Consider the following 25,059-nt stretch of genomic DNA (forward strand, 5'->3'; position numbering starts at 1 on the left):
TCTTTTACTTGATGTGAAGGGAAGACGGATGCGGATATTGCTGACGGGGGCAAGCGGTTTCATCGGGCAACACCTGTTGCAGGCATTGCTGACCGAAGGCCACCACGTCGTGTGCGCGGTGCGGGCACCGCAAGCCAGGCTTCCGGAGAGTGATGACCCCCGCTTGAGCTATATCCACGCCGATTTTTCCAACGATACCGATAAATCCGCATGGTCGGCGCGCCTGTCGCACATCGACGCCGTGATCAACACGGTCGGCATTTTCCGCGAAAGCGGACGCCAGAATTTCGCCCGCCTGCACCGCGACGCGCCGCGCGCGCTGTTCGCCGCCTGCGCCGAATCGCACGATGTGCAAATGGTGATCCAGCTGTCCGCGCTGGGCGCCGACCGCGATGCGCAGACACCGTACCACCTGTCCAAGCGCGACGCCGACGACTTCCTGGCGTCGCTGCCGCTGCGCTCCTATATCGTCCAGCCTTCGCTCGTGTATGGCCGCGACGGCGCCAGCGCGCGCACCTTCCGCAGCCTGGCCAGCATGCCGCTGACCCTGCGCTTCGGTAGTAAACCGCAGCTCGTGCAGCCGATCCACGTCGATGACCTGGTACTGGCCATCGTCGGCCTGCTCAAGCATCGCCTGCCGATGACGCCCGGCGCCGGGACCTCGATGCGGGTGCCACTGGTGGGGCCGCAGGCGATGCCGTTCACCGACTATCTTGGCCTGCTGCGTTCCAGCATGGGCATGGGCCGCCAGCGCGTGCTGACGCTGCCGGGACCGGTGGCGCGGCTGGCGGCCGGCATCCTGCCGGGTTCATTGATCAGCCGCGACGCGCTCAGCATGCTGGACCGCGACAACACGGCCGACGTCATGCAGACCGCGATGCTGCTGGGCCACCTGCCGCGCTCGCCGAACGAGTTCATCGGCGACCCGGATGGCGAACGCGCGCGCGCCAAGCTGGGCTGGCTGTTACCGATGCTTCGCTACAGCATCGCGGCGGTGTGGATCATGACGGCGATCGTGTCGTTCGGCCTGTATCCGGTCGAGGCCAGCTACGAGCTGCTGGCCTCGACCGGCATCCCGCCCGACCTGCAGCCCCTGATGCTGTATGGCGCAGCGAGCTTCGACCTGCTGCTGGGACTGGGCATCCTGTTCCTGGCGCGGCGACGCTGGCTATGGCTCGCACAATTGGGACTGATCGGGTTTTATACGATCGTGATAGCGTTCAAGCTGCCTGAATTCCTGCTGCATCCCTATGGCCCGCTGACCAAGAACCTGCCGATGCTGGCCGCGATCTGGCTGTTGTATCAACTCGAGGAAAAATAATGGATTACGTGGTGCTGAAGTGGCTGCATATCGTCTCGTCGACGCTGCTGTTCGGCACCGGTATCGGATCGGCCTGGTACATGCTGTTCGCGAACGTCAGCCGCGACGTGCGGGCGATCGCGGTGGTAGCGAAATACGTCGTCATCGCCGACTGGCTGTTCACGGCGACCACCGCCATCCTCCAGCCGCTCACCGGTTTCTACATGGTCCACCTGGCCGGCTATCCGCTGCACGGCAAGTGGCTCATGTGGTCGATCATCCTGTACGTGATCGCCGGCGCCTGCTGGCTGCCGGTGGTGTGGCTGCAGATCCGCATGCGCGACTTGGCGGCCGAAGCGGCGCGCAACGACACCCCCTTGCCTGCCTTGTACTGGCGTTATTTCAGGATCTGGGTGACCTTGGGCGTGCCGGCGTTCGCGGCGTTCATCGTGATCTTCTGGCTGATGGTGGCCAAGCCGATGTGATCCCTGCCCATCCATTCAAGAACGATCAACCATAGAGAGGAATTTATGCGGGCCTACCAAATCCTGCCTGGTGCAAACATCGAGGGCCTCCAGTGCATCGACTACCCCGAGCGCGACCTCGGCCTGGGCGAAGTACGCATCCGCGTGCATGCGGTCTCGCTAAACTACCGCGACCTGATGGTCGCCAGCGGCAACTATTTGGTCACGGTCGACGACCCGATCATCCCCTGCTCGGACGGCGCCGGCGAAGTGCTGGCGGTCGGTCCCGGCGTCACGCGCGTGCAGGTGGGCGACCGCGTTGCCGGTTCGTTCTTCCCGCACTGGCTCGAAGGCGGGCCGACGCCAGAGAAAGTGCGCCACGGCCTGGGCGGCGATATCGACGGCATGCTGGCCGAAGAAGTCATCCTGCACGAGGAAGCGCTGGCCGTCATCCCGGCCGGCCTCTCGTTCATCGAGGCGTCCACCATGCCGTGCGCGGCGGTCACCGCCTGGAATGCGATCTTCGTGTCCAGCAATCACGTCAAGCCGGGCGATACCGTGCTGCTGCTGGGCACTGGCGGCGTCTCGATCCTCGGCCTGCAACTGGCGCGCGCGGCGGGCCTGCGCACCATCGTCACCTCGTCCAGCGACGACAAGCTGGCGCGCGCGCGCGCGCTGGGCGCCCACCACACGATCAATTATCACAGCATCCCGGAATGGCACGATGAAGTGCTGCACCTGACCCATGGCGTCGGCGCCCAGGTGGTGCTGGAAGTGGGCGGCAAGGGGACCGTCAACCGCTCGGTGTCGAGCGCGGCGATGGGTGGCACGGTCGCCATCATCGGCGGCGTCAGCGGCTTTGGCGGCGAAGTCAATCCGGCTTCGCTGCTGGCCAGCGCCAAGCGCCTGGTGGGCATCTATGTCGGCAGCCGCACCATGCTCGAAGACGTGATGCGCTTCGTGGACGTGGGCGGCGTCAAGCCGGTGATCGACCGCGTGTTCCCGTTCGGCCAGGCCCAGGAAGCGTATCGCCACATGGCCTCCGGCGCGCACTTCGGCAAGGTGGTGATCGACGTGACCGATCGCGCCTAGCCCGGCGCGGCAGCTTATTTCCTGAGCTTGGGGACCAGTTCGATCTCGAACAGCTTGGGCCACAGCTTGCCGGTGACGAACAGGCGCTTGCCCTTGCCGTCCCAGGCGATGCCATTGAGGACGGCGTCGACTTCCTGCGTGCCGCGCTGGCCGGGCGGCAGCAGGCCGGTCAGGTCGATCACCCCGACCACCTTGCCGCTGGCGGGATCGATGCGGGCGATGAGTTCACTGCCCCAGATGTTCGAGTACAGCTCGCCATCGACCATTTCGAGTTCGTTCAGGCGCTCGACCGGGCGTCCCTCGGCCGTCACCTGCACGCGGCGCAGCTCCTTCATCGTCTTCGGGTCGAGGATGCGGATAAAGGAGCTGCCGTCGCTCATGTACACCTGCGTCGCATCGCTCGCCAGGCCCCAGCCTTCGCCCTCGTACTTGAAGCTCTGCTTGAGCTTGAAGGTCTTGAGGTCGAACACATAGCCGACCTGCGAGGTCCAGGTCAGGCCGACCAGGTTGGCGCCCACCGCGGTCGAGCCTTCGCCAAACACCTCGGCCGGCAAATCGGCCTTTTGCAGCACCTTGCCGGTCTTGAGTTCCACCTTGCGGATCGTCGAGCGGCCATACTGGCCGGTACTTTCGTACAGGTGGCCGTCGCGATAGAACAGCCCTTGCGTGAAGGCGCCAGGGTCGTGGGGATAGGTGTTCTTGACGACGAAGCCATAGACCGGCATCGCGGCCTGGGCGGTGCCGGCGATCGCGCAGGCGACGGCGAAGGTGGAGAACTGTTTGAGCATGGTGGCTGGTGGAAAAAGCGGCAATAGACTGTAGCACGAAGCCCGGCCGTACGCCGCTGGGTGCGCGCTAGACATAGGCCAGCAAGCGTCCGCAGGCGATCACGGCGATCCAGAGCAGCAGCGACAGCACCGCATGCAGCCTGGCCCAGGCCGGGGCGATGTCTGGCCAGCGAGCGGCCCTGCGCCAGGGTCCGGCGTGAAAGACCAGCACATTGACACCGGCCGCCACGATCAGCGCCAGCTTGAGCAGGAATACGTCGTTACCGAGCAGCTCGGGCTGGGTCGACAACATCAGCAGGCCGCTCGGCACGATCAACAGCAGGCCGACCCACGACCACGGCAGCAGGTGGCGCGCCAGCGCCTGTACGGGGAGCACGCGGCCAAAGCCGAGCAGGCGCAGGTCGAACATCGCCGCCGCGCCTACCAATACCGTGAAACCGACGATATGGACGATCTCGACGATCGGATACAGCCAGGCATCGTCGCGCAAGGCCTGGGCCAGCGGCGTCGCGGCGGCCCAGGCGGCCGCCTGTCGCACAAAGTCGGGCGCCAGGTTCAGCGCAGCTCCGTGACCTTGTCGCCGACCGTGATGCGTTCGGCGCGCAGCTCATTCGGCTTGCTGCGGTTGGGATAGCCGTAGACGGTCACCTGGCCGCCGACCGCCAGCATGTCCTTGGCCAGCCCGCGGTTTTCCATCCGGCCCGGCGGGGCCAGCACCACGAACCAGGTCTTGTCGGCAGTCTTGAGGCGCACGAAGCCATGCGGCTGCTGGTAACCGGATTCCTCGATCGTGCCGGTCAGCTGCTGGGGTTGTTTGGCGTCGTATTCGCTCCAGCCGTGGTGGGCGGACGCGGTGAAGGCCACGGCGGACAGCAGGGTGGCCAGGAATGCGCGCTTCGTGGGCTTATTCATAGGCTTGCTCCAGAAGAAGAATCCGTGACGAATGCAGCAATCCAGCATAACGCCGGCGACGGAGCGCCGGCGCACGGCTGCTCTACGGGAAGCCCGCCCGCCCCCGAGCACGCAGTGTAGTATCGGTGTATCGCCATTATCCATGGAGACGGCCATGCCATCGCGCCGCTCGGCCACCCAGGCCGACTTGTCCACATTATGGGAACTGCGCACCCGGGCCGTGCGCGCCGGTTGTTCCGCGCATTATCCGGCCGCCGTGATCGATATCTGGTGCGCCGCCCCGGCGCCGGCCTCGCTGCCGCTGCTGGTCCAGGCCGGCGGCGCGGTGGTGGCCGAGGAAGAGGATCAGGTCGTGGGCTATGCCGTGCTCAACCTGCACACGGGCGAGCTCGACGCCGCCTTCGTCGAGCCGAGCCACCAGGGCCGCGGCATCGCCCTGCAACTGCTGCGGCAGCTCGAAGCGATGGCGCGCGCGCGGGGCCTGGCGCGCCTGTTCCTGTCGGCCTCGCTCAATGCGGTGCCGTTCTACCAGCGCGCCGGCTTCCAGTCGCTGCGCGACGAGGTGTATCCGCACCGCAGCGGAATCGGCATCCAGTCGGTGTTCATGGAAAAGCAGCTGCGCCGGCTGTCCTGAGGCGGCAGTTCATGCAGGACGAATGGACCGCGGCGCCAGCGCCGCATACACTCGGCCATTCGTCCATTTTGCCCGAGCACCGATGCGCCGTTTGCCTGCCACCCTGGGGATCGCGATCTCCGCCATCCTCACCGCCCAGCCGGCCCATGCCGGCTGCGACACCTATCCACAGGAACTCGCCACACGCGCCAGCGCCGACCAGGCGCTGCGCGGGCGTCTCGATTTCAGCCGGATGGCCGATCCGGACCAGCAAAAACTGATGCAGCAGATGGGGATCGTCGACCGCGCCAATACGGCGTGGCTCAAGGCGCTGTTCGAACAATGCGGCTTTCCGGACAAGGACAGGCATGGCGAAGAGGCCCAGGGCAACGCCTGGCTGCTGGTCCAGCACGCCGACCACGATGTGGCGTTTCAAAAATACACGCTGTCCCTGCTCGAAAAGATGGCTGCGCAGCGCGCCGAGCCGGTGCGCCCCAGCTTCGCCTACCTGGCTGACCGGGTCGCGGTAGCCGAAGGCCGGCCGCAGCTGTATGGAACGCAGCTGATGGCGCCGTCCGAACAGCCCTGCAATTTCGACTTCAACACGATGGACGACCGCGAGAAAGTGGAGAAGCGGCGCGCTGCCCTGGGCATGCCGCCGCTCGCCATCTACAAGGAGCTCGTGCTCGAGAATTCGCACTGCGCGCCGACCAGGCAGGGCGATACTCCGGCGCCGTCGCAATCCTAGTGCGTCGGAATCGGGTTCGCAGCCAGGTAGGCGTTGAACTCGTTGACCAGCCTGTGCTCGCCGGGACCGGCGTTGTCGCGCATCGGCTGGGCCGACTCGACCACGACTTCTTCCTTGCCCGTCGCCAGCCCGGCGATGGTCTGCTCGATGAAGGCCTCCAGCGGCATGGCGCGCGGATCGTCGCCCTTGTGGACCAGATCGGTGTTGACCCATGGCGGCGCGATTTCCTGCAAGGTCACCGAGGTATCGCGCAGCATGAAGCGCTGCGACAGCGTGTACGAGTGCAGGGCCGCCTTGGTGGCCGAGTACACGGCGGTCGCGGCCAGCGGCACGTAGGCCAGCACCGAGGTGTTGTTGACGATGGTGGCGCGCGGCTGTCGTTTCAGGTGGCCCAGCAGCGCGGAGCTCATGCGGATCGGACCGAGCAGGTTGGTGGTGACGGTCGACAGCATCGTGTCTTCGTCGATCTCGCCGGCCGCGTCGTCGAAAGGCATGATGCCGGCGTTATTGACCAGCACGTTCAGGTTCGGGAAATCCTGCGTGAGCTGGGCCGCGACGCGCTTGATGCTGGCCGGGTCGGCGATGTCCAGTTACACCGCATGCATGCCGGGATTGGCGCTCACGACCTCATCGAGCAGCGCCCTGCGGCGGCCCGCGATGATCACGGTATTGCCCAGCTCGTGGAAGGCTTCCGCCAGGCCGCGGCCGATGCCCGATGCACCGCCGGTAATGAGGATGGTGTTGTCAGTCATGTGCATGATGTTCTCCGTGGTGGGTGTTTCGCTGTCGATATGAACAGTCTACGGAGAGGCGGCATGACGCTTTGGACGTAGATCCCTCGATTTGAGCCAAACATGCATGTCGCGATACCGTGGCTCGGCGCGTCAACGACAAACGGCGTGCATCGCACGCCGTCTTTGGCGCCACCCGAGAGTGGCCTGATCGCGCGATCAGATGAAGCTGAACGTCGCTTCCTGCGCCAGGCGCGACTTCGGCAGACCCGCATTGAAGTCGCCTTCCGACGAATAGCCGAAGCTCACCAGCACCAGGCTGGTCAAACCTTTTTCGTTCAGGCCGAATTCCGCGTCCAGGATCTTCTGGTCGAAGCCTTCCATCGGCGTGGCGTTGATCTCGAGCGTGGCCGCGCCGAGCAGCGCGGTGCCCAGCGCCAGGTAGACCTGCTTCTCGAGCCACTGGGCCACGTCCTTGGCGCCGAAGCGGTGCTGGTAGACATAGCCGCGACGCGCTGCGTCCTGGCCGGCGCGCGCCTGCGCGTCACGGAAGCGGCCGTCGCGCTCTTCCTGGTCCAGCAAGGCGTTCAGATGGGCTTCGTCCATGTCGATGCGCGCGCACAGCACGATCACGTGCGACGCGTCCGTGATCTTGGCCGCGTTGTAGGCGTAGCCGCCCTGGGCCGCCTTGGCGATGCGCGCGCGGCCTTCCGGCGTGTTGGCGACGATGAAGTGCCACGGCTGGGAATTGACCGACGACGGGCTGTTCTGCAACAGCGTGTACACCTGCTGCATCACCTCTTCGGGGATGCGGCGCTGTGCGTCGTAGGCTTTGGCGGTATGGCGCTTCGTTGCGGCCGAGAGAATATCCATGGTGTTCCTTTGCGTGATGAAGTTAACCCGCCGATCTTAAGCGATCTGGCTTTTAAAAGTTTTCGAGGACGATTTTTCCGATCGCGCGGTTGCTCTCGATGAGGGCGTGGGCGCGGCGCAGGTTGGCGGCGTTGATGACGCCGAAGTGTTCGCCCAGCGTGGTCGTCAAGGCGCCGTCCTCGATCATCGCCGCCACCCGGTTCAGCAGCTCGTGCTGGCGCACCATGTCGGCCGTCCCGAACATCGAGCGGGTAAACATCAGTTCCCAGTGCAGCGAGATCGACTTGCGCTTGAGCGGCACCGCGTCGAGCGTGGCCGGGTCGTCGATCAGCGCTAGCTGCCCCTGCGGCGCCAGTGCTTCGATGATGTCCGGGTAGTGGTGGTCGGTGTGGGTCAGGCTGATCACGATGTCGACGTTGGCCAGGCCCAGTTCGGCCAGCTGCGGCTGCATCGGGCGGGTGTGGTCGACGGTGTGGTGGGCGCCCAGCCTGGTGACCCATGCGCGGGTGGCGTCGCGCGAGGCGCTGCCGATCACGGTCAACCTGGTGAGCTGGCGCGCGAGCTGGATCAGGATCGAGCCGACGCCGCCGCCGGCGCCGATGATCAACAGCGACTTGCCTTCGCCGCCGCCTTCCGGCACGCGCAAACGATCGAACAGCAACTCCCAGGCCGTGATCGAGGTCAGGGGCAGGGCGGCCGCCTCGGCGAAGCCCAGGTTGCGTGGCTTGCGACCGACGATGCGCTCGTCGACGCTCTGGAACTGGCTGTTGGAGCCGGGACGGACGATCGAGCCGGCATAGAACACCTCGTCGCCCGGCGCGAACAGGGTCACGGCGGAGCCCACGGCGCGCACCACGCCGCTGGCGTCCCAGCCCAGCACGCGCGGCTCGTTCACCGCGGCGCCCAGGCGGATCTTGGTGTCGACCGGATTGACCGAGACGGCGCGCACTTCGACCAGCAGGTCGTGCGGGCCGACCAGTGGCATCGGCAGATCGGTGTCGACCAGAGCCTGCGGGTCGTCGATGGGCAGGCCGTGTTGGGTATAGACTATCGCTTTCATTTTCTTCTCCGGAGATGCAGTGGATAACTTGGGTGAATAAGCAGTGACGAGGATTCTAGGGATAAGCCACACCGCGAAACAGTGCCACGGCAGGGTTTCACTTTCACTGTGGGAGAGAAAATGATCCGCCTCGACGACCTGTCGCTGTTCGTGCGCGCCGCCGCACTGGGCAGCTTTTCGCAGGCCGCGCGCGAAGTGAACCTGCTACCCGGCCAGGCCAGCGCCGCGATCGGCCGGCTGGAACGCGAACTCGATATCCGCCTGTTCGCCCGCTCGACCCGCAGCCTGCGCCTGACCGACGAGGGCAAGCGCTACCTGCCGTTCGCCCAGGATGCGCTGCAGGCGCTGCGCGACGGCGCCGATGGCCTGCGCGGCGAGGATGCGCAGCTGACCGGCACCCTGCAGGTGGCCGCGCCGTCCGACTTCGGCCGCAACGTCCTGCTGCCCTGGATCTCGGAATTCCGGCGCATGCATCCGGGCCTGGACATCCAGTTGCTGGTGTCGGACCAGGTGGCGGACGTATTTCGCGATCCGGTCGATATCGCGCTGCGCTACGGCCAGATCATTGACGCCAGTTATATCGCGCTGGCGGTGGCGCCGCACAACCGGCGCGTGCTGGTCGCCTCGCCCGACTACCTGGCGCGGCACGGCCGCCCGGCCACCTTGGCCGCGCTGGCCGACCATGGCTGCCTGGCGTATCGCCTGCGCGGCCGGATCTACGACCGCTGGTGCTTTGCGCCGCCGGAAGGAGAACAGGTGGTGCAGGTCAAGGGAGCGCTGGTCAGCGACGATGCCGACGTGGTGCGGCGCTGGGCCGTCGCCGGCGAAGGCATCGCCTATAAATCCTGGCTCGACGTGTGCGGCGACGTCGAAGCGGGCAGGCTCGAGGTGGTCTTGCCGGCCGTGCCCGGCGAAGCCACCCCCTTGAACCTGGTGTGCCCGCACCGCAAGCAGTTTTCGCCCGCGGTGAAGCTGCTGCATGCGCTGCTCAAGGAGCGCTGCGCTCCATTGCTGGAGCGCCTGGAGACGGTTTAGAGCGCCGAGCCCTTGACGATGGCGCCACCCTGGATCACGACGGCCGGCGCCTCCAGCAAGGTGACGTCGGCCGTCGGATCGCCCTTCACCGCCACCATGTCGGCATAGCGGCCCGGTTCGACGATGCCGACGTCCTTGCGCGCCAGGGCTTCGGCCGCGTTCACGGTGGCGGCCTGGATCGCCTGCAGCGGCGTCATCCCGTACTTGACCATGACCGCGAACTGCTTGGCGTTGCCGCCGTGCGGATGCACGCCGGCGTCGGTGCCGAACACCATCTTGACCCCGGCCGCGTGGGCTTTCCTGAAGTTCTGGCGCTGCAGCTCGGTCACTTCGCGGTCCTTGCGCAGGTTATCTTCCAGCACGCCGTTCTTCTTGCCCTCGGCGGCCGTGTAGGTGCCGTTGTAGATGTCCATCGACAGCCAGGCGCCGTGCTTCCTGGCCAGCGCTATGCCTTCGTCGTCGATCAGGCTCGCATGCTCGATCGTGTTGACGCCGGCGCGGATCGCGTCCTTGATGCCGGCCGCGCCATGGGCGTGGGCCGCCACCTGCAGGCCCCACTGGTGGGCCTCTTCCACGGTGGCGCGCATCTCGGCCAGGTTCATCTGCTGCTGGCCCGGTTCGGTATTGCGCGAGAAGACGCCGCCGGTGGCGCAGATCTTGATCACCTGGGCGCCGTACTTGCGCAGCTCGCGCACCGACTTGCGCGCCTCGTCCGGGCTGTCCGCGTTATAGCGGTTCTTCTCTTCCATCGAGGGCGGGAAGTAGGTGCTGTCGCAATGGCCGCCGGTAGCGCCGAACGACCAGGCCGCGGGCACGATGCGCGGGCCGCGCACCTTGCCGGCGGCGATCGCCTGGCCCAGGCCGACGTCGTTCCAGTCCGAGGCGCCCAGGTTGCGGATCGTGGTGAAGCCGGCGTCCAGCGTCTTGCCCGCATGGGCCACGGCCAGCGCCGACCAGAAGCGGTCGTTGTATTCGAGTCCGCTGTAGCCGCCGTAGGTCGGATCCGAATCGAGGTGGACGTGCATGTCGATCAGGCCGGGCAGCAGGGTCATGCCAGGCAGGGCGATGCGGGTGGCGTCCGGCGCGGCCGGCGTGGCGGCATCCGGCTTGAGGCTGACGACTTTACCGTCGCGCACCAGGATCTCGGGATTCTGGATCATGCGGCCGCTCTTCACGTCGAGCAGGCGGTCGGCGGTAATGACCACGTCGGCGGCGTGGGCGGCGGACCAGCCGGCGGCGGCCAGGCATAGGGACAGGACGTTCAGGGTCAAGCGGTTCAAGCAGCCTCCGGGGCGGTGGGATGGAGAAATAGCAACTTTACACCGGACAACATCCCACGAGTTACTTTTTCGCTCAGCTGTCTATCAACAGCAACGCCGCCAGCACCAGCATCATGGCGCCGGTCAGCGCCTCGAACACGCGCCACACCGCCGGCCGCGCCAGCACCGGGGCGAAGCGGCGCGCGCCAAGGCCGATCGCCGAGAACCACAGGATCGAGGCCGTGATGGCGCCCAGCGCGAACGAGCTGCGCTGGTCCGCCGCCAGGCTGCTGCCGACGGCGCCCAGCAGCACCACGGTATCGAGATAGACGTGCGGATTGAGCAGCGACAGCGCCAGCACGGTCGCCAGCGCCGCGCCCAGCGTCTGCGCCTGCGCCGACGGATCGGCCGCCAGCGAAGCGCCGCCACGCAGGCTGCTCTTCCAGCAGCGCAGCCCATACCAGACCAGGAAGGCGGCGCCGCCGTAGCGCGCCACCGCCATCAGGAGCGGCGAGGCTTCGATCAGGGCGCCCAGACCGGCGGTGCCGGCGGCGATCAGGATCACGTCGACGACGATGCAGGTGGCGACCGTCGGCAGCACGTGCCGGCCGCGCACCGCCGTGCGCAGCACGTGGGCGTTCTGGGCGCCGATGCCCATGATCAGGCCAGCGCCCAGGACCAGCCCTTGTAGATAAACCTGATGCGAAAACATGACAGCCTCCGTGCGAAAGCGCCACTATCCCAGCCAGGCTGGCTTGCTTCAATTATATTCATGATTATTCAACCTACTTAAGAAAAATTAATCATGAGCATCGATCCTCGCCGCAGCGCCGCCTTCCTGGCCGCCATCGATTGCGGCAGCCTCGAAGCGGCGGCGGCCCAGCTCAAGGTCACGCCGTCGGCCATCTCGCAGCGCATCGCGGCGCTCGAGCAAGACCTCGGTACGCCGCTCCTGGTGCGCAGCCGTCCCTGCCGCCCGACCGCGCCCGGCGCCCGGCTGCTGCAATACCTGCGCCGCTCCACGCTGCTCGAATCGGAATTCCTGGCGGAGATGACCGACGACCCGGGCCCGGCGCGGGTCGCGCTGGCGGTCAATAACGACACGCTGGCGACCTGGCTGCTTCCCGTGCTGGCGCCGATCCTCGATGCGGAAGGCTTGCTGGTCGAATTCGTCCTGGACAACCAGGGCCATACCTTTGCGTTGCTGGAGGGCGGCCACGCGGTGGCCTGCATCTCGGGCGAGACGGAACCGATGCGCGGCTGCAGCGCCAGGGCGCTGGGCGTGATGCGCTACCGGATGGTGGCTTCGCCAGCGTTCGCGCGGCGCTGGTTCCCGGACGGGATGACGCGCGCGGCGGCGCAACGCGCACCGCTGGTGGTGTTCGACCGCAAGGATGCGATGCAGTCTTCTTTTCTACTCACCCACTTCGGCCTGCCGGACGGCGCCTATCCGTTTCACTACGTACCGGCCAGCGATCCCTTCGTGCACGCGGTACGGCACGGCATGGGCTACGGCATGCTGCCGGAAGAGCAGTGCGGGGCCTTCCTTGCGTCCGCTGAACTGGTCGACCTGGCGCCGGCGCTGTTCCACGACGTGCCGCTTTATTGGCATGCGTGGCGCATCCAGCCGCCACGGCTGGAGCGCATGGGCGCGGCGCTGGTGAAGGCAACGCGCGGCGTGCTGCTGCCGCTCGCCTGAGCGACCGGGCGCTGCTAGGCCACGCCCTCCAGCCGCGCCGGGACCAGGAACAGCCACTGCCCGGCAAGCGCTGCCCAATTGCCACCCGGCTCATCCGTAGCGAGGCATGAAAGAAGGGGCCGGCTGCTCGCGCAACCGGCCCCTTCGCGCCTTTCGGCCCGGACGACGTTACCGGGCGATCACGAACCGATGCGGCCGCCGTCGTTCTTGGTGATGACCAGGGTCGCCGAGCGTGGGCGCTTGCCGGCGCCGTAGCCCGCATTCGCCGGCCACTGGCTGGTGTATTTGGTCGCGTCGCCGACATTGGCCGCGGCAGTGGTTTCGCCCGGGTGCTGGATGTTGACGAACAGCGCCTTGCCATCCGGGGTCTCGGTAATGCCGGTCAGTTCGCAGCCTTTCGGACCGACCAGGAAGCGTTTGAGCGTATCGGCGCTGGCGGCCTTGCCCACGAAGGTGTCGACGTTCAGGGTCGAGCCATCGGTCTTCGGATAGCTCAGCGTGACCTTCTTGCCGTCGCCAACCTTGCCCGGCAGGCCGGCCACCATCATGCAATTGGTGACATCGGTATAGGCGCCGTCGTCGGTCTGGAACCAGCAGATGCCAGTCGACTGGCTGAAGGCCAGGCCGTCCGGGCTCGAGAAGTCCTGGTCGGCCGTCAATCCCGACAGGTTGATGCGCGAGGCGTCGGCGGCGGCTTCGGCGCCGAACAGGTAGACGTCCCAGGTGAAGCCGGTGGCGGCCGAGCCGGCGGCATCTTCACGCACGCGGATGATGTGGCCGTTCGAGTTGCCCAGCTGGGCGGTGGTGCCCTTCATGTCGGTGTACGAACGCGGGTTGGCCGCGTCCGGGGCCTGCTGGCTCGAGCTGCCCGGTTCGATGCGGCGGTTGCTGTTGTTGGTCAGCGTGTAGTAGATCTCGCCGTTGGCCGGGTTCACGGCGCACCATTCCGGGCGGTCCATCCTGGTCGCGCCGACGGCGTCGGCGGCCAGGCGGGCGTTGACCAGCACGTCGGCCTGGTCGGCGAACTTGTAGCTCGCGTAGGCGGCGATGGCGGCGTTGGCGATGTTCAGCTCGATCCACTGGCCCTTGCCGTCGGCGTTGAACCTGGCGACGTACAGCTTGCCGCTGTCGAGGTATTTGTCGCCGGTGGCGATGCGGTCGGCGGCGATCGAGTCGGCCGGATTCCACGGCGCGGTCGACACGAACTTATAGATGTATTCGCCGCGCGAATCGTCACCCATGTAGACGGCCAGCGGCTGGCCGGCGGTCAGGCGGCCGAACGAGGCGCTTTCGTGGGCGAAGCGGCCCAGCGCGGTGCGCTTCTTGAGCGGACGGGTCTTGTCGTAGGCGTCCATCTCGACGATATAGCCTTCGCCATTGAGTTCATTGCGGTAATCATCGGTACCATCGAGCGAGGTGCCGGTCTTGCTGATGTTCCAGCGCTGGTATTTGTCGTCCGCGCCGCCGGTTTCCCAGCCGTGGCGCGAGCCCGCGCCCTGCGACATGCCGTAGCGGTTGAGCGAAGCCACGCTCTTGTCGCCGCGCGCGGCGTTGTCGGTGCTCGAACGGGTGAAGTAACCGGCCCAGTTTTCCTCGCCCGACAGGTAAGTGTTCCAGGGAGTGCGGCCGGTGCCGCAGTTGTTGATGGTGCCGCGGAATTTGGTGCCGTCCGGCGAGTACTTGGTCTTGACCAGGGCGTTGCCGCGCACCGGGCCCGAGATGTGCACTTCGGTCTGCTGGTGCACGCGGCGGTTGAAGGTCGAGCCCGCCAGGTATTCCCACTTGCCGCCGTTGTTGCGCACCTCGACGATCGACAGGCCGTGCAGCGCCATTTCCTTGTCGACTTCGGAAGCCGGGCGTGGCAGCGCGTTGGTGCCGCCATTGGCGTGCACGAAGAACGACGGCAGGCCTTCGTTGGTGGTAGCTTCGTGGTTCATCGCCAGCAGGCCGCGGGTTGCGCCGGTGGTCGAGACGCCGCCGCTGTCGGACAGCGAGAAGAATTCCATGCCGTCGTGGTGGTCGCCGGCGCGGTTCTCGAAATCGGTATCGGTGCCGTCGTTCTTGTAGGCCGGGGTGCTGCTGGTGAGGGGATCGCCCAGTGCATACAGGACGGTGGCGGTATAGCCGGCCGGGACCACGACGGTGTCAGCCAGGCTCTTGCCCACGGCGGTAAAGCCGAGCAGCTTCTCGACTGGCGCCGGCGGTGGCGTAGTGCCGGCAGGCGGGTTGGTCGGCGGGGTGACGGGATCGTCGTCCGAACCGCCGCAGCCGGTCAGGCCGAAGCTGCCCAGCAGGGCGGTCGCGGCCGTTGCGGCGCCGCCGCGCAGCATATTGCGGCGGCTCAGGCGTTTCTGGAGAACGTCGCTGAAATGTTCGTTCGACGAATCGTTCGAATCGACATCATCATGTTCGGCAGGGATGCGGGAGAAATCGGTCGGCTTGTTCACGGAAGGAGATCCTGTTTCTATTGGGGGAAAGAAAAGTCTCCAAATAGTAGTAAGGCAAGATGACGACGCTGTGACAGTTTGGTCACAGTTTGATGACATCAATGGATTACCCTTGCGCTTTCCCACCAGAATTTTTTAACATTTCTGTGACATTCGCAGGGCGCCGGGGCCTTTGCTCGAAACGCTGTGGTATAGATGACGTTTTATCGGGATGACATGCATGCAGGAAGACCACGCCACCACGCCGCAACCGGACACGATCACCTTGGGATGGGCTCTGTTCGAAACCCTTCCCGATTGCGTGAAGGTGCTCGACACGGATGGCGTGCTGGTGGCGATCAACCGCCACGGCCTGCTGTCGATGGAAATCGACGATGTCGAGACGGTGCGCGGCAAGCCCTGGACCGATCTGTGGCCGCAGGAGTGCCATGCGACGATCGCGCGCGCCCTGGACGCGGCGCGCGCGGGTGATACCGGCCACTTCAGCGCCGCCTGTCCGACGGTCAAGGGCATCCCCAGATGGTGGGACGTGATGATCAGCCGTACCGCCGCCAGTGGCGACCAGGGTACGCGCCTGCTGGCCATCTCGCGCGACATCACCGAGCAGGTGCGGGCCGGGGCCGAGCGCATGGAGGCCGAGCGCGCGCTGCACGCCAGCCACGAACGCTTCGAGAAGATTGTCAGCCAGGCCGCCACGGGCGTGGTCCAGACGGATACGCTGGGCCGCATCGTGCTGGCGAACCAGAAGTATTGCGACATGGTGGGCCGCAGCGAAGCCGAGCTGCTCGGCATGAGCGTGGCCGAAGTCACCGCGCCGCAGTCGCGCGCGGCGACCCTGGACGCGCTCGAGCGCCTGAAGACCGGCGCCAGCGGCGTGGCGCTCGACAAGTACTACCTGCACAAGGACGGCTCGCAGGTGTCGGCCACCAGCAGCGTCAACGCGCTGCGCGGCCCGGATGGCGAATTCGAGGGCCTGGTCGCGATCGTGCTCGACACCACCGAGCGCAAGCTGGTCCAGGAGCAGCTGCGCGCCAGCGAGGAACGCTACCGCACCCTGTTCGAGTCGGTCGACCAGGGCTTCTGCATCTTCGAGATGATCTTCGACGACGCCGGCAAGGCGAGCGACTACCGCTTCCTCGAGATGAACCCGATGTTCGAACGGCACACCGGCCTGGCGGACGCGGTGGGCCGCACGGCGCGCGAGATGCTGCCCGGCCTGGACGATTTCTGGTTCGAGACCTATGGCCGGGTGGCGCTCACCGGCGAACCGGCGCGCTTCGAGAACGAAGCGCCGGCCATGGGTCGCTGGTTCGACGTCTACGCCAGCCGTATCGGGGGCGAGCATAGCCGCAAGGTGGCGCTGCTGTTCAGTGACGTCTCGGCGCGCAAGCGCGCCGAGGAAGAGCTGCGCCGGCTGGCCGACGACCTGGCCGAGGCCGACCGCCGCAAGACCGAGTTCCTGGCCACGCTGGCGCACGAGCTGCGCAATCCGCTGGCGCCGATTCGCAACGGCCTGTCGGTGATGCGCCTGGGCGGCGACAAGCCGGCGGCGGTCGGCAAGGTCAGGGAAATGATGGAGCGCCAGGTGGGCCATATGGTGCACCTGATCGACGACCTGCTCGACGTCGCCCGCATCAGCGGCGGCAAGCTCGAACTCAAGCGCCAGCAGGCCGACCTGCGCCCGATCCTGTCCAGCGCGGTCGAGACCAGCCTGCCGCTGATCGAGGCCAGCCAGCACACGCTGGCGGTGGACCTGCCCGACCTGCCGCTGCTGGTCGACGCCGACACCACCCGCATCGCCCAGGTGGTCGCCAACCTGCTCAACAATGCCGCAAAGTACACGCCGGCGCACGGCCACATCCGGCTGTCGGTGCGGCGCGAGGGGACCGAAGCGGTGATCGCCGTCAGCGACACCGGGGTCGGGATCGCCCCCGACGCGCTGGGCGGGGTGTTCGAGATGTTCAGCCAGATCGGCCGCACCGTCGACCGCTCGCAGGGCGGGCTCGGCATCGGCCTGTCGCTGGTGCGGCGCCTGGTCGAGATGCATGGCGGGAGCGTGGTTGCCCAGAGCGACGGCGCGAACGCCGGCAGCGTCTTCACGGTGCGCCTGCCGCTGGCGGAGCTCGGGAATGGCCAGGCCTCCGACCAGCAGGACGTACGCGCACCGCAACGCGACGGCGGCGCCGGCCTGAAGGTGCTGGTAGTGGACGACAATATGGACGCCGCGGTGACCTTGTCCATGATCCTGGATACCTCGGGCCACGTCACCCGGGTGGCGCATGACGGCTGCCAGGCGCTGGCGCTGGCGCGCGAGTTCCGTCCACGCGTCGCGTTCCTCGACATCGGCATGCCGGGCATGAGCGGCTACGAGGTGGCGCGCGCGCTGCGCGCAATGGCCGAACTGGAAGGAATCGTGCTGGTGGCCCTGACCGGCTGGGGCGCCGAGAGCGACCGCCGGCGCTCGGGCGAAGCGGGGTTCGACCACCATCTCACCAAACCGGTGCAGTTGGACGTGGTCGACGAATTGCTGGCGCGGTTGTGAAATGCGGGAAGCCGGAATCGATCGTCAGGTCCTGCGCAGTTCGTCCTCCAGGTCGCCGATCAGCTGGACGACGCTGGGCGTGATGCCCTTGTCGCCCGGAGTGTAGAACACACCCGGCAAGACGCTGTCTTCTTCCAGCTGCGGCAGCAGTTCGTCGATCAGCTCCTCGAGCGAGAACGCCTGGGCGTCGTAGCCGTCCCATTCGTATTCGGCGCACAGGCTGGCATAGTCGCTGGCCGGCCACATCGGAAACACCAGGGTGCCGTCGTCGGTCTTGGCCAGGGCCCAGCCGTCCTGGTACAGCCCCCACACTTCGCGCGCGTCGGCCACGCGCTTGATGAAATACTCGTAGCGTTCCGGCCCCGGCAGCGTGACTACGGCCGCCAGTTGCTGGCCGCCCAGCTTGATCGCCGAGATGATACGTTCGCTCATCACCATTCCCGTTCATTGAGGCGCGAGGCCTGACATCGCCAGCATACGCCATCGGGCGACGGCGGTGCGTTCGACAGGGCGGATGGCGGTCACGAGGACGGCCGGCACGCCGCATGCAGGTCGTAGTGCACGTCGTGGCGGTCGCCCGGCGGGGCGTCCAGCACCAGGAAGGCGTCCCAGCCCAGGCGGCCGGGGTGATGTTCGTCCAGCGTGGTGTTGTGGACGTCGGCGGCGCGCAGGACCAGCTCGATTTCGTACTCGAGCGCGACGCCGGTGAACAGCGCCAGCACGCTCTCGAGCGCGCGCGCCGCCAGGCCGCCCGGCAGAAAGCCCTGGAAGCCGGCGTGCGCCAGCGGGCCGACCACCAGCCGCAGGCGCAGGCTGCGCTGCCAGACACGCGCGCCGGCGATCGCGCGCGCGCCGAGGACGGCGCTGTCCTGGCCCAGCACGCTCTGCTGGGCGATCGGCACGTCGTACCACGAACCGATGAATTGCTCGGCCTCGACCTGCGCGCCGAAGTATTCCGACAGCACGCGCGCCAGCTGCACGGCGGACACCGGCCGGTGGCGGATGGCGGCCGCAAAATAGCCGATCGATTCGTCCAGCACGGCGCCCTCCCGGGCGCCGGCCAGGCGCCGGCGCAGCGCGGGGTCACCCAGGCCGGCCAGCGACAGCAGCAGGGGCAGGAAGGCATCCTGCCCGTCCAGCTGGTATTTGAAAGGCAGGCGGTACTTGCGCCAGGCTTCGTAGAACAGCGCCAGCGAGCGGTTCGAGAAGGCGTCCAGGAAGGCGCGCGGGCCCTCGTCCTCGTCTTCGTTCTTGTGGCGCGCCTGGTGCTCGGCGATGCGTTCGGTGTAGTGGGCCGGCAGCACGCCATGCCCGCCCAGCAGGCCCATGAAGGCGGGCGTCAGGTGCAGGCGGTGCAAGGTCCCACGCTGCACCGCGTCGCCCAGCGCGGCGGCGTCGACCGGCATGTCGAAGGGCATGCCGATGTCGAGGTCGCGCAGCTCCGGTTCGATCGTCTCGAGCTGGCTGGCCGGAAAGCCGAGGGAGATCGAGTTCCGGAAGCGCAGCATGTCGGCCACCAGGCCGTGCGAAGGCCGGCCGCGGCGCTTGAGCCACAGCTCCAGCACCCGCACTGCCTGGAAGAACTCGAAGCGCCACGGCTCGCGCAGCAGGCGTTCGATTACAGGAGACTCAGCTCGCCGCTTCTGGGCGCACATCGCAGCAGCTCCTCTCCGGATTGGTGGGACACGATCACCAGCTGGGTAAAGCTGTTGGCGTGCACGTACAGCGCCAGGAAGCGCTCGACGATGTGGGCAAAGGCGTGGATGCCGCTGCCGACGAAGGCCTCCTCGTCGATGCTGATCCTGACCTCGACCCCGCGCACCAGGCAATTGAAGGGATTGCCCGACAACCAGGCGCTGGTGGGCGTATAGGCGATCGCCAGGATACCGCCGACCTGGCGCGTCGAGGCGGCCGAACGGGGCAGGTCGTGCAGCGCCAGCATCTCGCGGAAGGCGTCGACGCCGCCGTCGGCCAGCGACAGGTGGTTGAGCGAAAGCAGCGAGATCAGGCGCCAGTGGGCGCTGCGGCCGCGCGCGAAGCGCCAGGTGGGGCTCGGCTTGCGCAGGAAGGAAATCTCGCGCACGCTGGACCCGCCTTCGAGGAACAGGTCGCCGCCCGGCTGGCCGTAACTGAGTAATAGCGGCAGGTCGCGGTTGGTGCAGCTGAGCTCCAGGTTGAGGGTCGTGGTCTCGACCTCGGCCGGGTCGAAGTCGATGTCGACGATCGAGATCTGCGTCTCGAAGCCCGGGCTGCGCTCGGCCATCGTGTCGTCGCGGCGCAGGGCCCAGTAATGCCCGTTCTGTTCCGCCGTCTGCGCATGCTTGAGTGAATAAAAGGGCTGGAACCGCACCACCGTCTCGCCCTGCGCCGTCTGGCGCACCAGGTTGACCTCGTCGATCGCATGGACCTCATAGGCATAGGCGCGGCGCGCATCGGCCAGCACCGGATAGCTGGCCGTGACATGGGTCAGGCGGACCGGCTCGCCGTGCTGGGCGAACAGGTTGATCACCGGGGTGCAGCCCGCCACCAGGTTGTTGGTCGACAGCGTGGCCAGCATGCGCGCCAGGTTCGAGTCGCTGCGGATGCCATTCAGGGCCAGGTGCACGCTGAAGCGGCGCGTGCCGGGGGGCAGGCTGCGCGCCAGCAGCGCCAGGTCGAGGTCGACGAAGTTGAACTTCTCGGGGAAGCAGAAGTACTCGGTCAGCAGGCGGTAGGCGGCGTGGGATCGGGCCGGGAAGTCGATCAGCGCGTCGTCCTCGACGAAGCCGGCGGCGTGCACCGGCAGCGCCGGCAGTGCGCTCCAGTGGCCGCCCTCGACCTGCACGTAGGCCGCGACCGTGCGCGCCAGCAGCGCGTCGCGCAGTGCCGCGCAGAACGACGGCTCGCCGTCGAGGAACAGGCGCAGCTTTGGCAGGTCGATGGCATCGAGGCCGCCGCCTTCGCAGGTGACGGCTAGCGACAGGCTGATGCTCGCCGTGGCGCCGGCGGGCAGGCGCGCGCCATCCGGCGCATGAATGATCGGCGAGAACGCCGCGCAAACCAGCGACAGCGGCGCCATCGCGACCGGGTACACGGTGCGAAAGATGCAGGCCACGCCGCGCACGGGCCGCGTGGTGAGCTTGGTGCCGCGCGGGATGGTGGCCACCGAGGTCTGCTGCCTGGCGGCGGCGGCGACGTCCATGCGTGCGATCGAGCACGAGGGAAAAGGGCGCAGGTAGTGCGGATACAGCACGTCGAACAGCGCCTCGGTGAATTCGGGATAATCGTCGTCCAGGCGCTTGGCGATGCGCGCATTCAAGAACGCGAACGATTCGATCAGCCGTCCGGTATGCGGGTCTTCGCAGACCTCGCCGCTGATCAAGAGGCGGCCGGCGATGCGCGGATAGCGCTCGGCGAACTCGCGCAGGTTACGCCGCAGGTAGGCCAGTTCGCTTTCGTAATAGGGCAGCAGCTGATCCAATTCAGGCCCCCGCGGCTGCGGTTGCCGCGACGCTTGCCACGACACTGGCCGCGCCCGCGCGGCCGGCCTTGCGGATGCTGTACTGGAGCGTGGACGGCTGCAGTACGGCGTCGAAGTTCACGGGCTCTTGCGACCGGCTCGCCACCAGCACCGCCGTGATCGAGAAACCCAGGCGGTTGACCGAAGGCGCGGCGTCGTCGCGCATCTCGAGCAATGCCTTCACGTTCTGCAGGCGCGGTTCATGGCGCGCGATGGTCTGCTCGATGCAGGCGCAGATATGGGCCCGGTCGGTGGGACTGGACAGCGAGCGCTCGGCGAAGTCGCACAAGCCATAGCCGACCATCGACTGGCCGCACTCGGGAAACGCGGCCAGCGCGCCGTCCTGGATAGTCGAGCGCGTGTTGAGCAGCGCTTCCAGGTCGCGCGCCACCGCATCCTTGAGTTCCTCGAGGTTCAGGCGCGCGGCCGCCACGCCATCGCGCTGCGGCTGACCGAGCAGGCGGTCGAACAGGTCCGGCGTGAATCCCTTCATCGTTCTCCCTTCGGCGTCGCGCGCCCATGGTGAAGTGTTGCGCATTGAAAACCAATCGCATGTTGCCACGGTGTTCAGTGCGAACCTTTGATCAACTTCACATGCACAACGGCATCTCGTCGTTATCGTTTCCTCTCGCAAAGACAATGTGGGGAATCCCAGCCATGACCAGTAAAGTTCTCTGGGGCGAAGGCCTGCTGCTACGCCCGCAGCATTTCCAGCGCCAGGATGCCTATCACGAGCATTGCCTGTACAAGGGCGTCAAGGCGGCGCATCCATATGCATGGGGGGTCGAGCAGCTCGAGATCGACCGCGAGGCCCTGGCCAGCGGCATGCTGCGGGTGCTGGGGCTGTCGCTGCGCTTCCAGGACGGCGAGATCTACGAGGCGCCGGGCAGCGACGCGCTGCCCGGCGCCGTCGACCTGAACCAGTTGCAGCAGGCGGTGCAGGCAGTGACCTATTACGCGGCGCTGCCGGGCCTGAAACCGTTCAACGCCAACTTCGTCCAGCCGGGGCAGGCGGCCAACATCACCCGCTTCCTGCAGGCCAATGAAGAAACGCCCGACCTGTACACGCAGGCGGCGCCGGTGCAGCTGGCCTACCTGAAGCGCGCACTGCGGCTGGTCTCTGAATTCGAGCCGCGCGACCCCTATATCCACTTTCCGCTGCTGCGCGTGCGCAGGAGCAGCACCGGCGGCTTCGAGCTCGATCCGGCGCTGGTGCCGCCATCGCTGTCGCTGGGCGCGGCGCCGGTACTGTTCCAGCAGTTGCGGCGCCTGCTCGACGCGCTGCAGGCCAAGGTCGGCGCGCTGTACGGCCACCACCGCGAACCGACCCGCAACGTGATCGAATTCCGCTCGGGCGACATGTCGTCGTTCTGGCTGCTGCACACGGCCAGTTCGGCGTATGCCACGCTGTCGCACCATTTCAACCATCCGGCCCTGCACCCCGAGCGCCTGTTCGAGGCGCTGCTGGACGTGGCCGGCGGCCTGATGACGTTTTCCAGGAGCTGGACCCTGGCCGACCTGCCCAGTTACCAGCACCACGATCCCGGTCCCGCCTTCGCCAAGCTGTACCTGCTCGTGCGCGAGCTGCTCGATACCGTCATTTCGGCCAAGTACTTCGGCATCGCCTTGAGCGAGGTGCGGCCCTGCTACCACATCGGCATGCTCGACTCGGGCAAGATCGACGACACCACCACCTTCTATATCGCCGTCTCGGCCGACATCCCGGCGCTGGAACTGGTCGAGGTAGCGCCGCTGCGCTTCAAGGTCGGCGCACCGGACGACGTCGAGAAGTTCGTGCTCTCGGCACTGCCCGGCGTGCGCCTGCTGTACACGCCGCAGCCGCCGGCCGCGATTCCGGTGCGGCCCGACACCTGCTACTTCATCCTGGAGGCGAAAGGGGCGATGTACGAGCGCATGCTCAAGGCGCAGTCGATGTCGATCTACGTCCCGGCCGGCATGAAGGAGCTCAGGCTCGAGCTGCTGGCGGTGATGTCCTGAACGTCCACAGCGAGGATGACCATGGCAGTAGCACTCGTCAGGCTTGGCGACAAGACCTCGCATGCACAGGGCGCGCACGGGACCGATGACCGGCGTCGCAGGCTGGTATGCCATCGGACAATGCGCCGCACCGGCCATGCCGGCGCCCGAGTCCTCGCCGGCCCGAGGATGCCGATAAAAAAAAGACCCCGGTGCTGTCGAGCACCGGGGTCTTTTGATACCGCTGCGGCCCAAGCCACAGCCAATTCCTACACGATTACTCCTGGGTCGCCGCCGCCACGTCCAGCGTGATCGCCTTCAGGCCCAGCGCAGCGCTGCTCTGCTGGCGGATCTGGTTGGCGAAGGCCGGATCGTCGTTCAGCTTGCGGCCATACGAAGGAATCATCTCGTGCATCTTGGCCTGCCATGCAGGTGTTTCCAGCTTGTCGCGGAAGGCCGATGCCTTGAGCACCTTCAGCATGATCGGCGCGGCGGTCGAGGCGCCTGGCGATGCACCCAGCAGGGCGGTGACGGAACCGTCGCTCGATGTAACGACTTCGGTGCCGAACTGCAGCAGGCCACCCTTCGCCGGGTCGTCCTTGACGATCTGGACGCGCTGGCCGGCGTTGACCAGTTCCCAGTCTTCCATCTTGGCTTCCGGCAGGTATTCACGCAGGGTGGCCACGCGGTCTTCCTGCGAGTTCATCACCTGCTCGACCAGGTACTTGGTCAGCGGAATGTTGTCGATGCCGGCCTGCACCATCGGACGCACGTTGCCGGTGCCGATCGAGGCCGGCAGGTCGATCCACGAACCGTTCTTGAGGAACTTGGTCGAGAAGGTCGCGAACGGTCCAAACAGCAGGGCTTTCTTGCCGTCGATGATGCGGGTGTCCAGGTGCGGCACCGACATCGGCGGCGAACCGACCGACGCCTTGCCATACACCTTGGCGTGGTGCGCTTCGATCAGCGCCGGGTTGGTGGTTACCAGCCACTGGCCACCGACCGGGACGCCGCCGTAGCCCTTGGCTTCAGGAATGCCGGTCTTTTCCAGCAGCGGCAGCGCGCCGCCGCCGGCGCCGATGAACACGAACTTCGCGCTGACCGTCCTGAGCTTGTTGTCCGCCAGGTTCTTGACGGTCACGTTCCACAGGCCGTTCTCGCCGCGCTTGATGTCTTCCACCTGGGTGCGCAGGTTCAGCGTCATGCCGTGGGTGCCGGTCAGGTGCTTGATCATGCTGCGGGTCAGGGTGCCGTAGTTGACGTCGGTCCCGATGTCCATGCGGGTCGCAGCCACTTTCTGGTTGGCGTCGCGGCCGTTCATGATCAGCGGCGCCCACTTGCGGATCGTCTCGTGATCCTCGGTGAACAGCATGCCCTTGAACAGGTTTTCCTTTTGCAGCGCGGCGTAGCGCTTGCGCAGGTAGTTGATGTTGTCGTCACCCCAGACAAAGGCCATGTGCGGCACATTGTTGATGAAGGTGTTCGGCGCGCCCAGGTACTGCTTGTGCACCTGATAGGCCCAGAACTGCTTCGAGATTTCGAACTGTTCGTTGATGTCGACAGCCTTCTTGGTGTCGATGGTGCCGTCCGGCATTTCGGGCGTGTAGTTCAGCTCGGCGAAACCGGAGTGACCGGTGCCGGCATTGTTCATCGCATCGGAGCTTTCGGCCGAGACCGAATCGAGGCGCTCGAACATCTGGATCGAGAGTTCCGGATCGAGTTCCTTGAGCATGGTGCCCAGGGTGGCGCTCATGACGCCGGCGCCGATCAGGACGACGTCGACCGGCTTGTCGTTGGATGGCGCGGGTGCTTTGCTGCACGATGCAACAATGAAGCAAGAAAGGACAACAAGAAGCGAGGTACGCATACGAGTATCACCTGAAAAATGTTTGCGATGGCCTGGCATGCAATCAGATTTAAAAAGTTCAATGGCTCGGTAAAGGAATGTTTCCACGCCGCCTGCTGGCGGCATGGAGGCACCGATAAGGAACGGGTTGTCGGGACCTGTCGCGGTCCGTGA

At 66.5% G+C, this 25,059-nt stretch carries 22 protein-coding genes and 1 pseudogene; 9 read left to right on the forward strand and 14 right to left on the reverse strand.

Annotated features, from left to right (window positions below; translation table 11 throughout):
* Positions 1-28: 28 nt before the first annotated feature.
* From AC56KW_RS09305 to AC56KW_RS09315, 3 genes are read left to right on the forward strand one after another with little or no spacing between them, the layout of a single operon-like run.
* Entirely contained in the window at positions 29-1,321 is a 1,293-nt protein-coding gene (locus tag AC56KW_RS09305; RefSeq protein ID WP_497170444.1) for an SDR family oxidoreductase, read from the forward strand.
* On the forward strand, positions 1,321-1,785 hold the full coding sequence (locus AC56KW_RS09310; RefSeq protein WP_497170445.1) for a DUF2269 family protein: 465 nt from the start codon (positions 1,321-1,323) through the stop codon (positions 1,783-1,785). The genes AC56KW_RS09305 and AC56KW_RS09310 overlap by 1 nt, the downstream gene beginning before the upstream one ends.
* A gap of 45 nt (positions 1,786-1,830) precedes the next feature.
* The gene (locus tag AC56KW_RS09315; protein WP_497170446.1) at positions 1,831-2,856 is read left to right on the forward strand and encodes a zinc-dependent alcohol dehydrogenase family protein; all 1,026 of its coding nucleotides are present in this window, start codon (positions 1,831-1,833) and stop codon (positions 2,854-2,856) included.
* Positions 2,857-2,870: 14 nt separating this feature from the next.
* On the opposite strand, the gene AC56KW_RS09320 is transcribed toward AC56KW_RS09315, so the two are convergent.
* The 3 genes from AC56KW_RS09320 to AC56KW_RS09330 form a co-directional block, all read right to left on the reverse strand.
* On the reverse strand, positions 2,871-3,644 hold the full coding sequence (locus tag AC56KW_RS09320) for a glutaminyl-peptide cyclotransferase (RefSeq protein ID WP_497170447.1): 774 nt from the start codon (positions 3,642-3,644) through the stop codon (positions 2,871-2,873).
* Positions 3,645-3,711: 67 nt separating this feature from the next.
* Complete coding sequence (locus AC56KW_RS09325) at positions 3,712-4,182, reverse strand: DUF6644 family protein (RefSeq protein ID WP_497170448.1); 471 nt, start codon at positions 4,180-4,182, stop codon at positions 3,712-3,714.
* A 17-nt stretch (positions 4,183-4,199) separates the two neighbouring features.
* Entirely contained in the window at positions 4,200-4,556 is a 357-nt protein-coding gene (locus AC56KW_RS09330; RefSeq protein WP_497170449.1) for a DUF6152 family protein, read from the reverse strand.
* A 154-nt stretch (positions 4,557-4,710) separates the two neighbouring features.
* On the opposite strand from AC56KW_RS09330, the gene AC56KW_RS09335 reads away from it, so the two are divergent.
* Together AC56KW_RS09335 and AC56KW_RS09340 are read left to right on the forward strand one after the other, a co-directional pair.
* Positions 4,711-5,190 (forward strand): GNAT family N-acetyltransferase, encoded by a 480-nt coding sequence (locus AC56KW_RS09335; protein WP_497170450.1) that lies wholly within the window; start codon positions 4,711-4,713, stop codon positions 5,188-5,190.
* Between the two features lie 82 nt (positions 5,191-5,272).
* Entirely contained in the window at positions 5,273-5,917 is a 645-nt protein-coding gene (locus AC56KW_RS09340) for a DUF6624 domain-containing protein (protein WP_497170451.1), read from the forward strand.
* Here the strand turns inward: AC56KW_RS09340 and AC56KW_RS09345 are convergent.
* The 3 genes and pseudogenes from AC56KW_RS09345 to AC56KW_RS09355 form a co-directional block, all read right to left on the reverse strand.
* Positions 5,914-6,675, reverse strand: a pseudogene (locus AC56KW_RS09345) (SDR family oxidoreductase). The gene AC56KW_RS09340 and the pseudogene AC56KW_RS09345 sit on opposite strands and share 4 nt — an antisense overlap.
* 192 nt (positions 6,676-6,867) lie before the next feature.
* Entirely contained in the window at positions 6,868-7,521 is a 654-nt protein-coding gene (gene nfsB / locus AC56KW_RS09350; RefSeq protein WP_497170452.1) for an oxygen-insensitive NAD(P)H nitroreductase, read from the reverse strand.
* Between the two features lie 52 nt (positions 7,522-7,573).
* Positions 7,574-8,581 carry a zinc-binding alcohol dehydrogenase family protein gene (locus AC56KW_RS09355; RefSeq protein WP_497170453.1) on the reverse strand — a complete coding sequence of 336 codons (1,008 nt, stop codon included), beginning with the start codon at positions 8,579-8,581 and terminating at the stop codon, positions 7,574-7,576.
* Between the two features lie 120 nt (positions 8,582-8,701).
* Between AC56KW_RS09355 and AC56KW_RS09360 the strand changes: the two genes are divergently transcribed.
* Positions 8,702-9,616 carry a LysR family transcriptional regulator gene (locus AC56KW_RS09360; RefSeq protein WP_497170454.1) on the forward strand — a complete coding sequence of 305 codons (915 nt, stop codon included), beginning with the start codon at positions 8,702-8,704 and terminating at the stop codon, positions 9,614-9,616.
* Here the strand turns inward: AC56KW_RS09360 and AC56KW_RS09365 are convergent.
* Both AC56KW_RS09365 and AC56KW_RS09370 read right to left on the reverse strand, forming a co-directional pair.
* On the reverse strand, positions 9,613-10,896 hold the full coding sequence (locus AC56KW_RS09365) for a Xaa-Pro dipeptidase (RefSeq protein ID WP_497170455.1): 1,284 nt from the start codon (positions 10,894-10,896) through the stop codon (positions 9,613-9,615). The genes AC56KW_RS09360 and AC56KW_RS09365 overlap by 4 nt on opposite strands.
* A 73-nt stretch (positions 10,897-10,969) precedes the next feature.
* Positions 10,970-11,587, reverse strand: coding sequence for a LysE/ArgO family amino acid transporter (locus AC56KW_RS09370; RefSeq protein WP_497170456.1), 618 nt, complete (start codon positions 11,585-11,587; stop codon positions 10,970-10,972).
* Positions 11,588-11,680: 93 nt separating this feature from the next.
* Here AC56KW_RS09370 and AC56KW_RS09375 point away from each other — a divergent pair, with 93 nt between their 5' ends.
* Entirely contained in the window at positions 11,681-12,574 is an 894-nt protein-coding gene (locus AC56KW_RS09375) for a LysR family transcriptional regulator ArgP (protein WP_497170457.1), read from the forward strand.
* Between the two features lie 179 nt (positions 12,575-12,753).
* Here the strand turns inward: AC56KW_RS09375 and AC56KW_RS09380 are convergent, their stop codons facing one another.
* Positions 12,754-15,021, reverse strand: a complete 2,268-nt coding sequence (locus AC56KW_RS09380) for a PhoX family protein (protein WP_497170458.1) — start codon at positions 15,019-15,021, stop codon at positions 12,754-12,756.
* A 220-nt stretch (positions 15,022-15,241) separates the two neighbouring features.
* On the opposite strand from AC56KW_RS09380, the gene AC56KW_RS09385 reads away from it, so the two are divergent.
* Positions 15,242-17,563: a hybrid sensor histidine kinase/response regulator gene (locus AC56KW_RS09385; RefSeq protein WP_497170459.1), complete on the forward strand. Its 2,322-nt coding sequence runs from the start codon at positions 15,242-15,244 to the stop codon at positions 17,561-17,563.
* Positions 17,564-17,587: 24 nt separating this feature from the next.
* Here the strand turns inward: AC56KW_RS09385 and AC56KW_RS09390 are convergent, their stop codons facing one another.
* The 4 genes from AC56KW_RS09390 to tssE form a co-directional block, all read right to left on the reverse strand.
* The gene (locus AC56KW_RS09390; RefSeq protein ID WP_497170460.1) at positions 17,588-17,995 is read right to left on the reverse strand and encodes a DUF2750 domain-containing protein; all 408 of its coding nucleotides are present in this window, start codon (positions 17,993-17,995) and stop codon (positions 17,588-17,590) included.
* An 89-nt stretch (positions 17,996-18,084) separates the two neighbouring features.
* Complete coding sequence (tssG, locus tag AC56KW_RS09395; protein WP_497170461.1) at positions 18,085-19,218, reverse strand: type VI secretion system baseplate subunit TssG; 1,134 nt, start codon at positions 19,216-19,218, stop codon at positions 18,085-18,087.
* Positions 19,182-21,023, reverse strand: coding sequence for a type VI secretion system baseplate subunit TssF (tssF, locus tag AC56KW_RS09400; RefSeq protein WP_497170462.1), 1,842 nt, complete (start codon positions 21,021-21,023; stop codon positions 19,182-19,184). The genes tssG and tssF overlap by 37 nt, the downstream gene beginning before the upstream one ends.
* Position 21,024: 1 nt before the next feature.
* Positions 21,025-21,555: a type VI secretion system baseplate subunit TssE gene (tssE, locus tag AC56KW_RS09405; RefSeq protein ID WP_497170463.1), complete on the reverse strand. Its 531-nt coding sequence runs from the start codon at positions 21,553-21,555 to the stop codon at positions 21,025-21,027.
* Between the two features lie 164 nt (positions 21,556-21,719).
* Here tssE and tssK point away from each other — a divergent pair, with 164 nt between their 5' ends.
* Positions 21,720-23,060, forward strand: a complete 1,341-nt coding sequence (gene tssK, locus AC56KW_RS09410) for a type VI secretion system baseplate subunit TssK (protein WP_497170464.1) — start codon at positions 21,720-21,722, stop codon at positions 23,058-23,060.
* Between the two features lie 256 nt (positions 23,061-23,316).
* On the opposite strand, the gene mqo is transcribed toward tssK, so the two are convergent.
* On the reverse strand, positions 23,317-24,906 hold the full coding sequence (gene mqo / locus AC56KW_RS09415) for a malate dehydrogenase (quinone) (RefSeq protein WP_497170465.1): 1,590 nt from the start codon (positions 24,904-24,906) through the stop codon (positions 23,317-23,319).
* Between the last annotated feature and the right edge of the window lie 153 nt (positions 24,907-25,059).

Source organism: Telluria sp. RT2P19 (assembly GCF_059685725.1).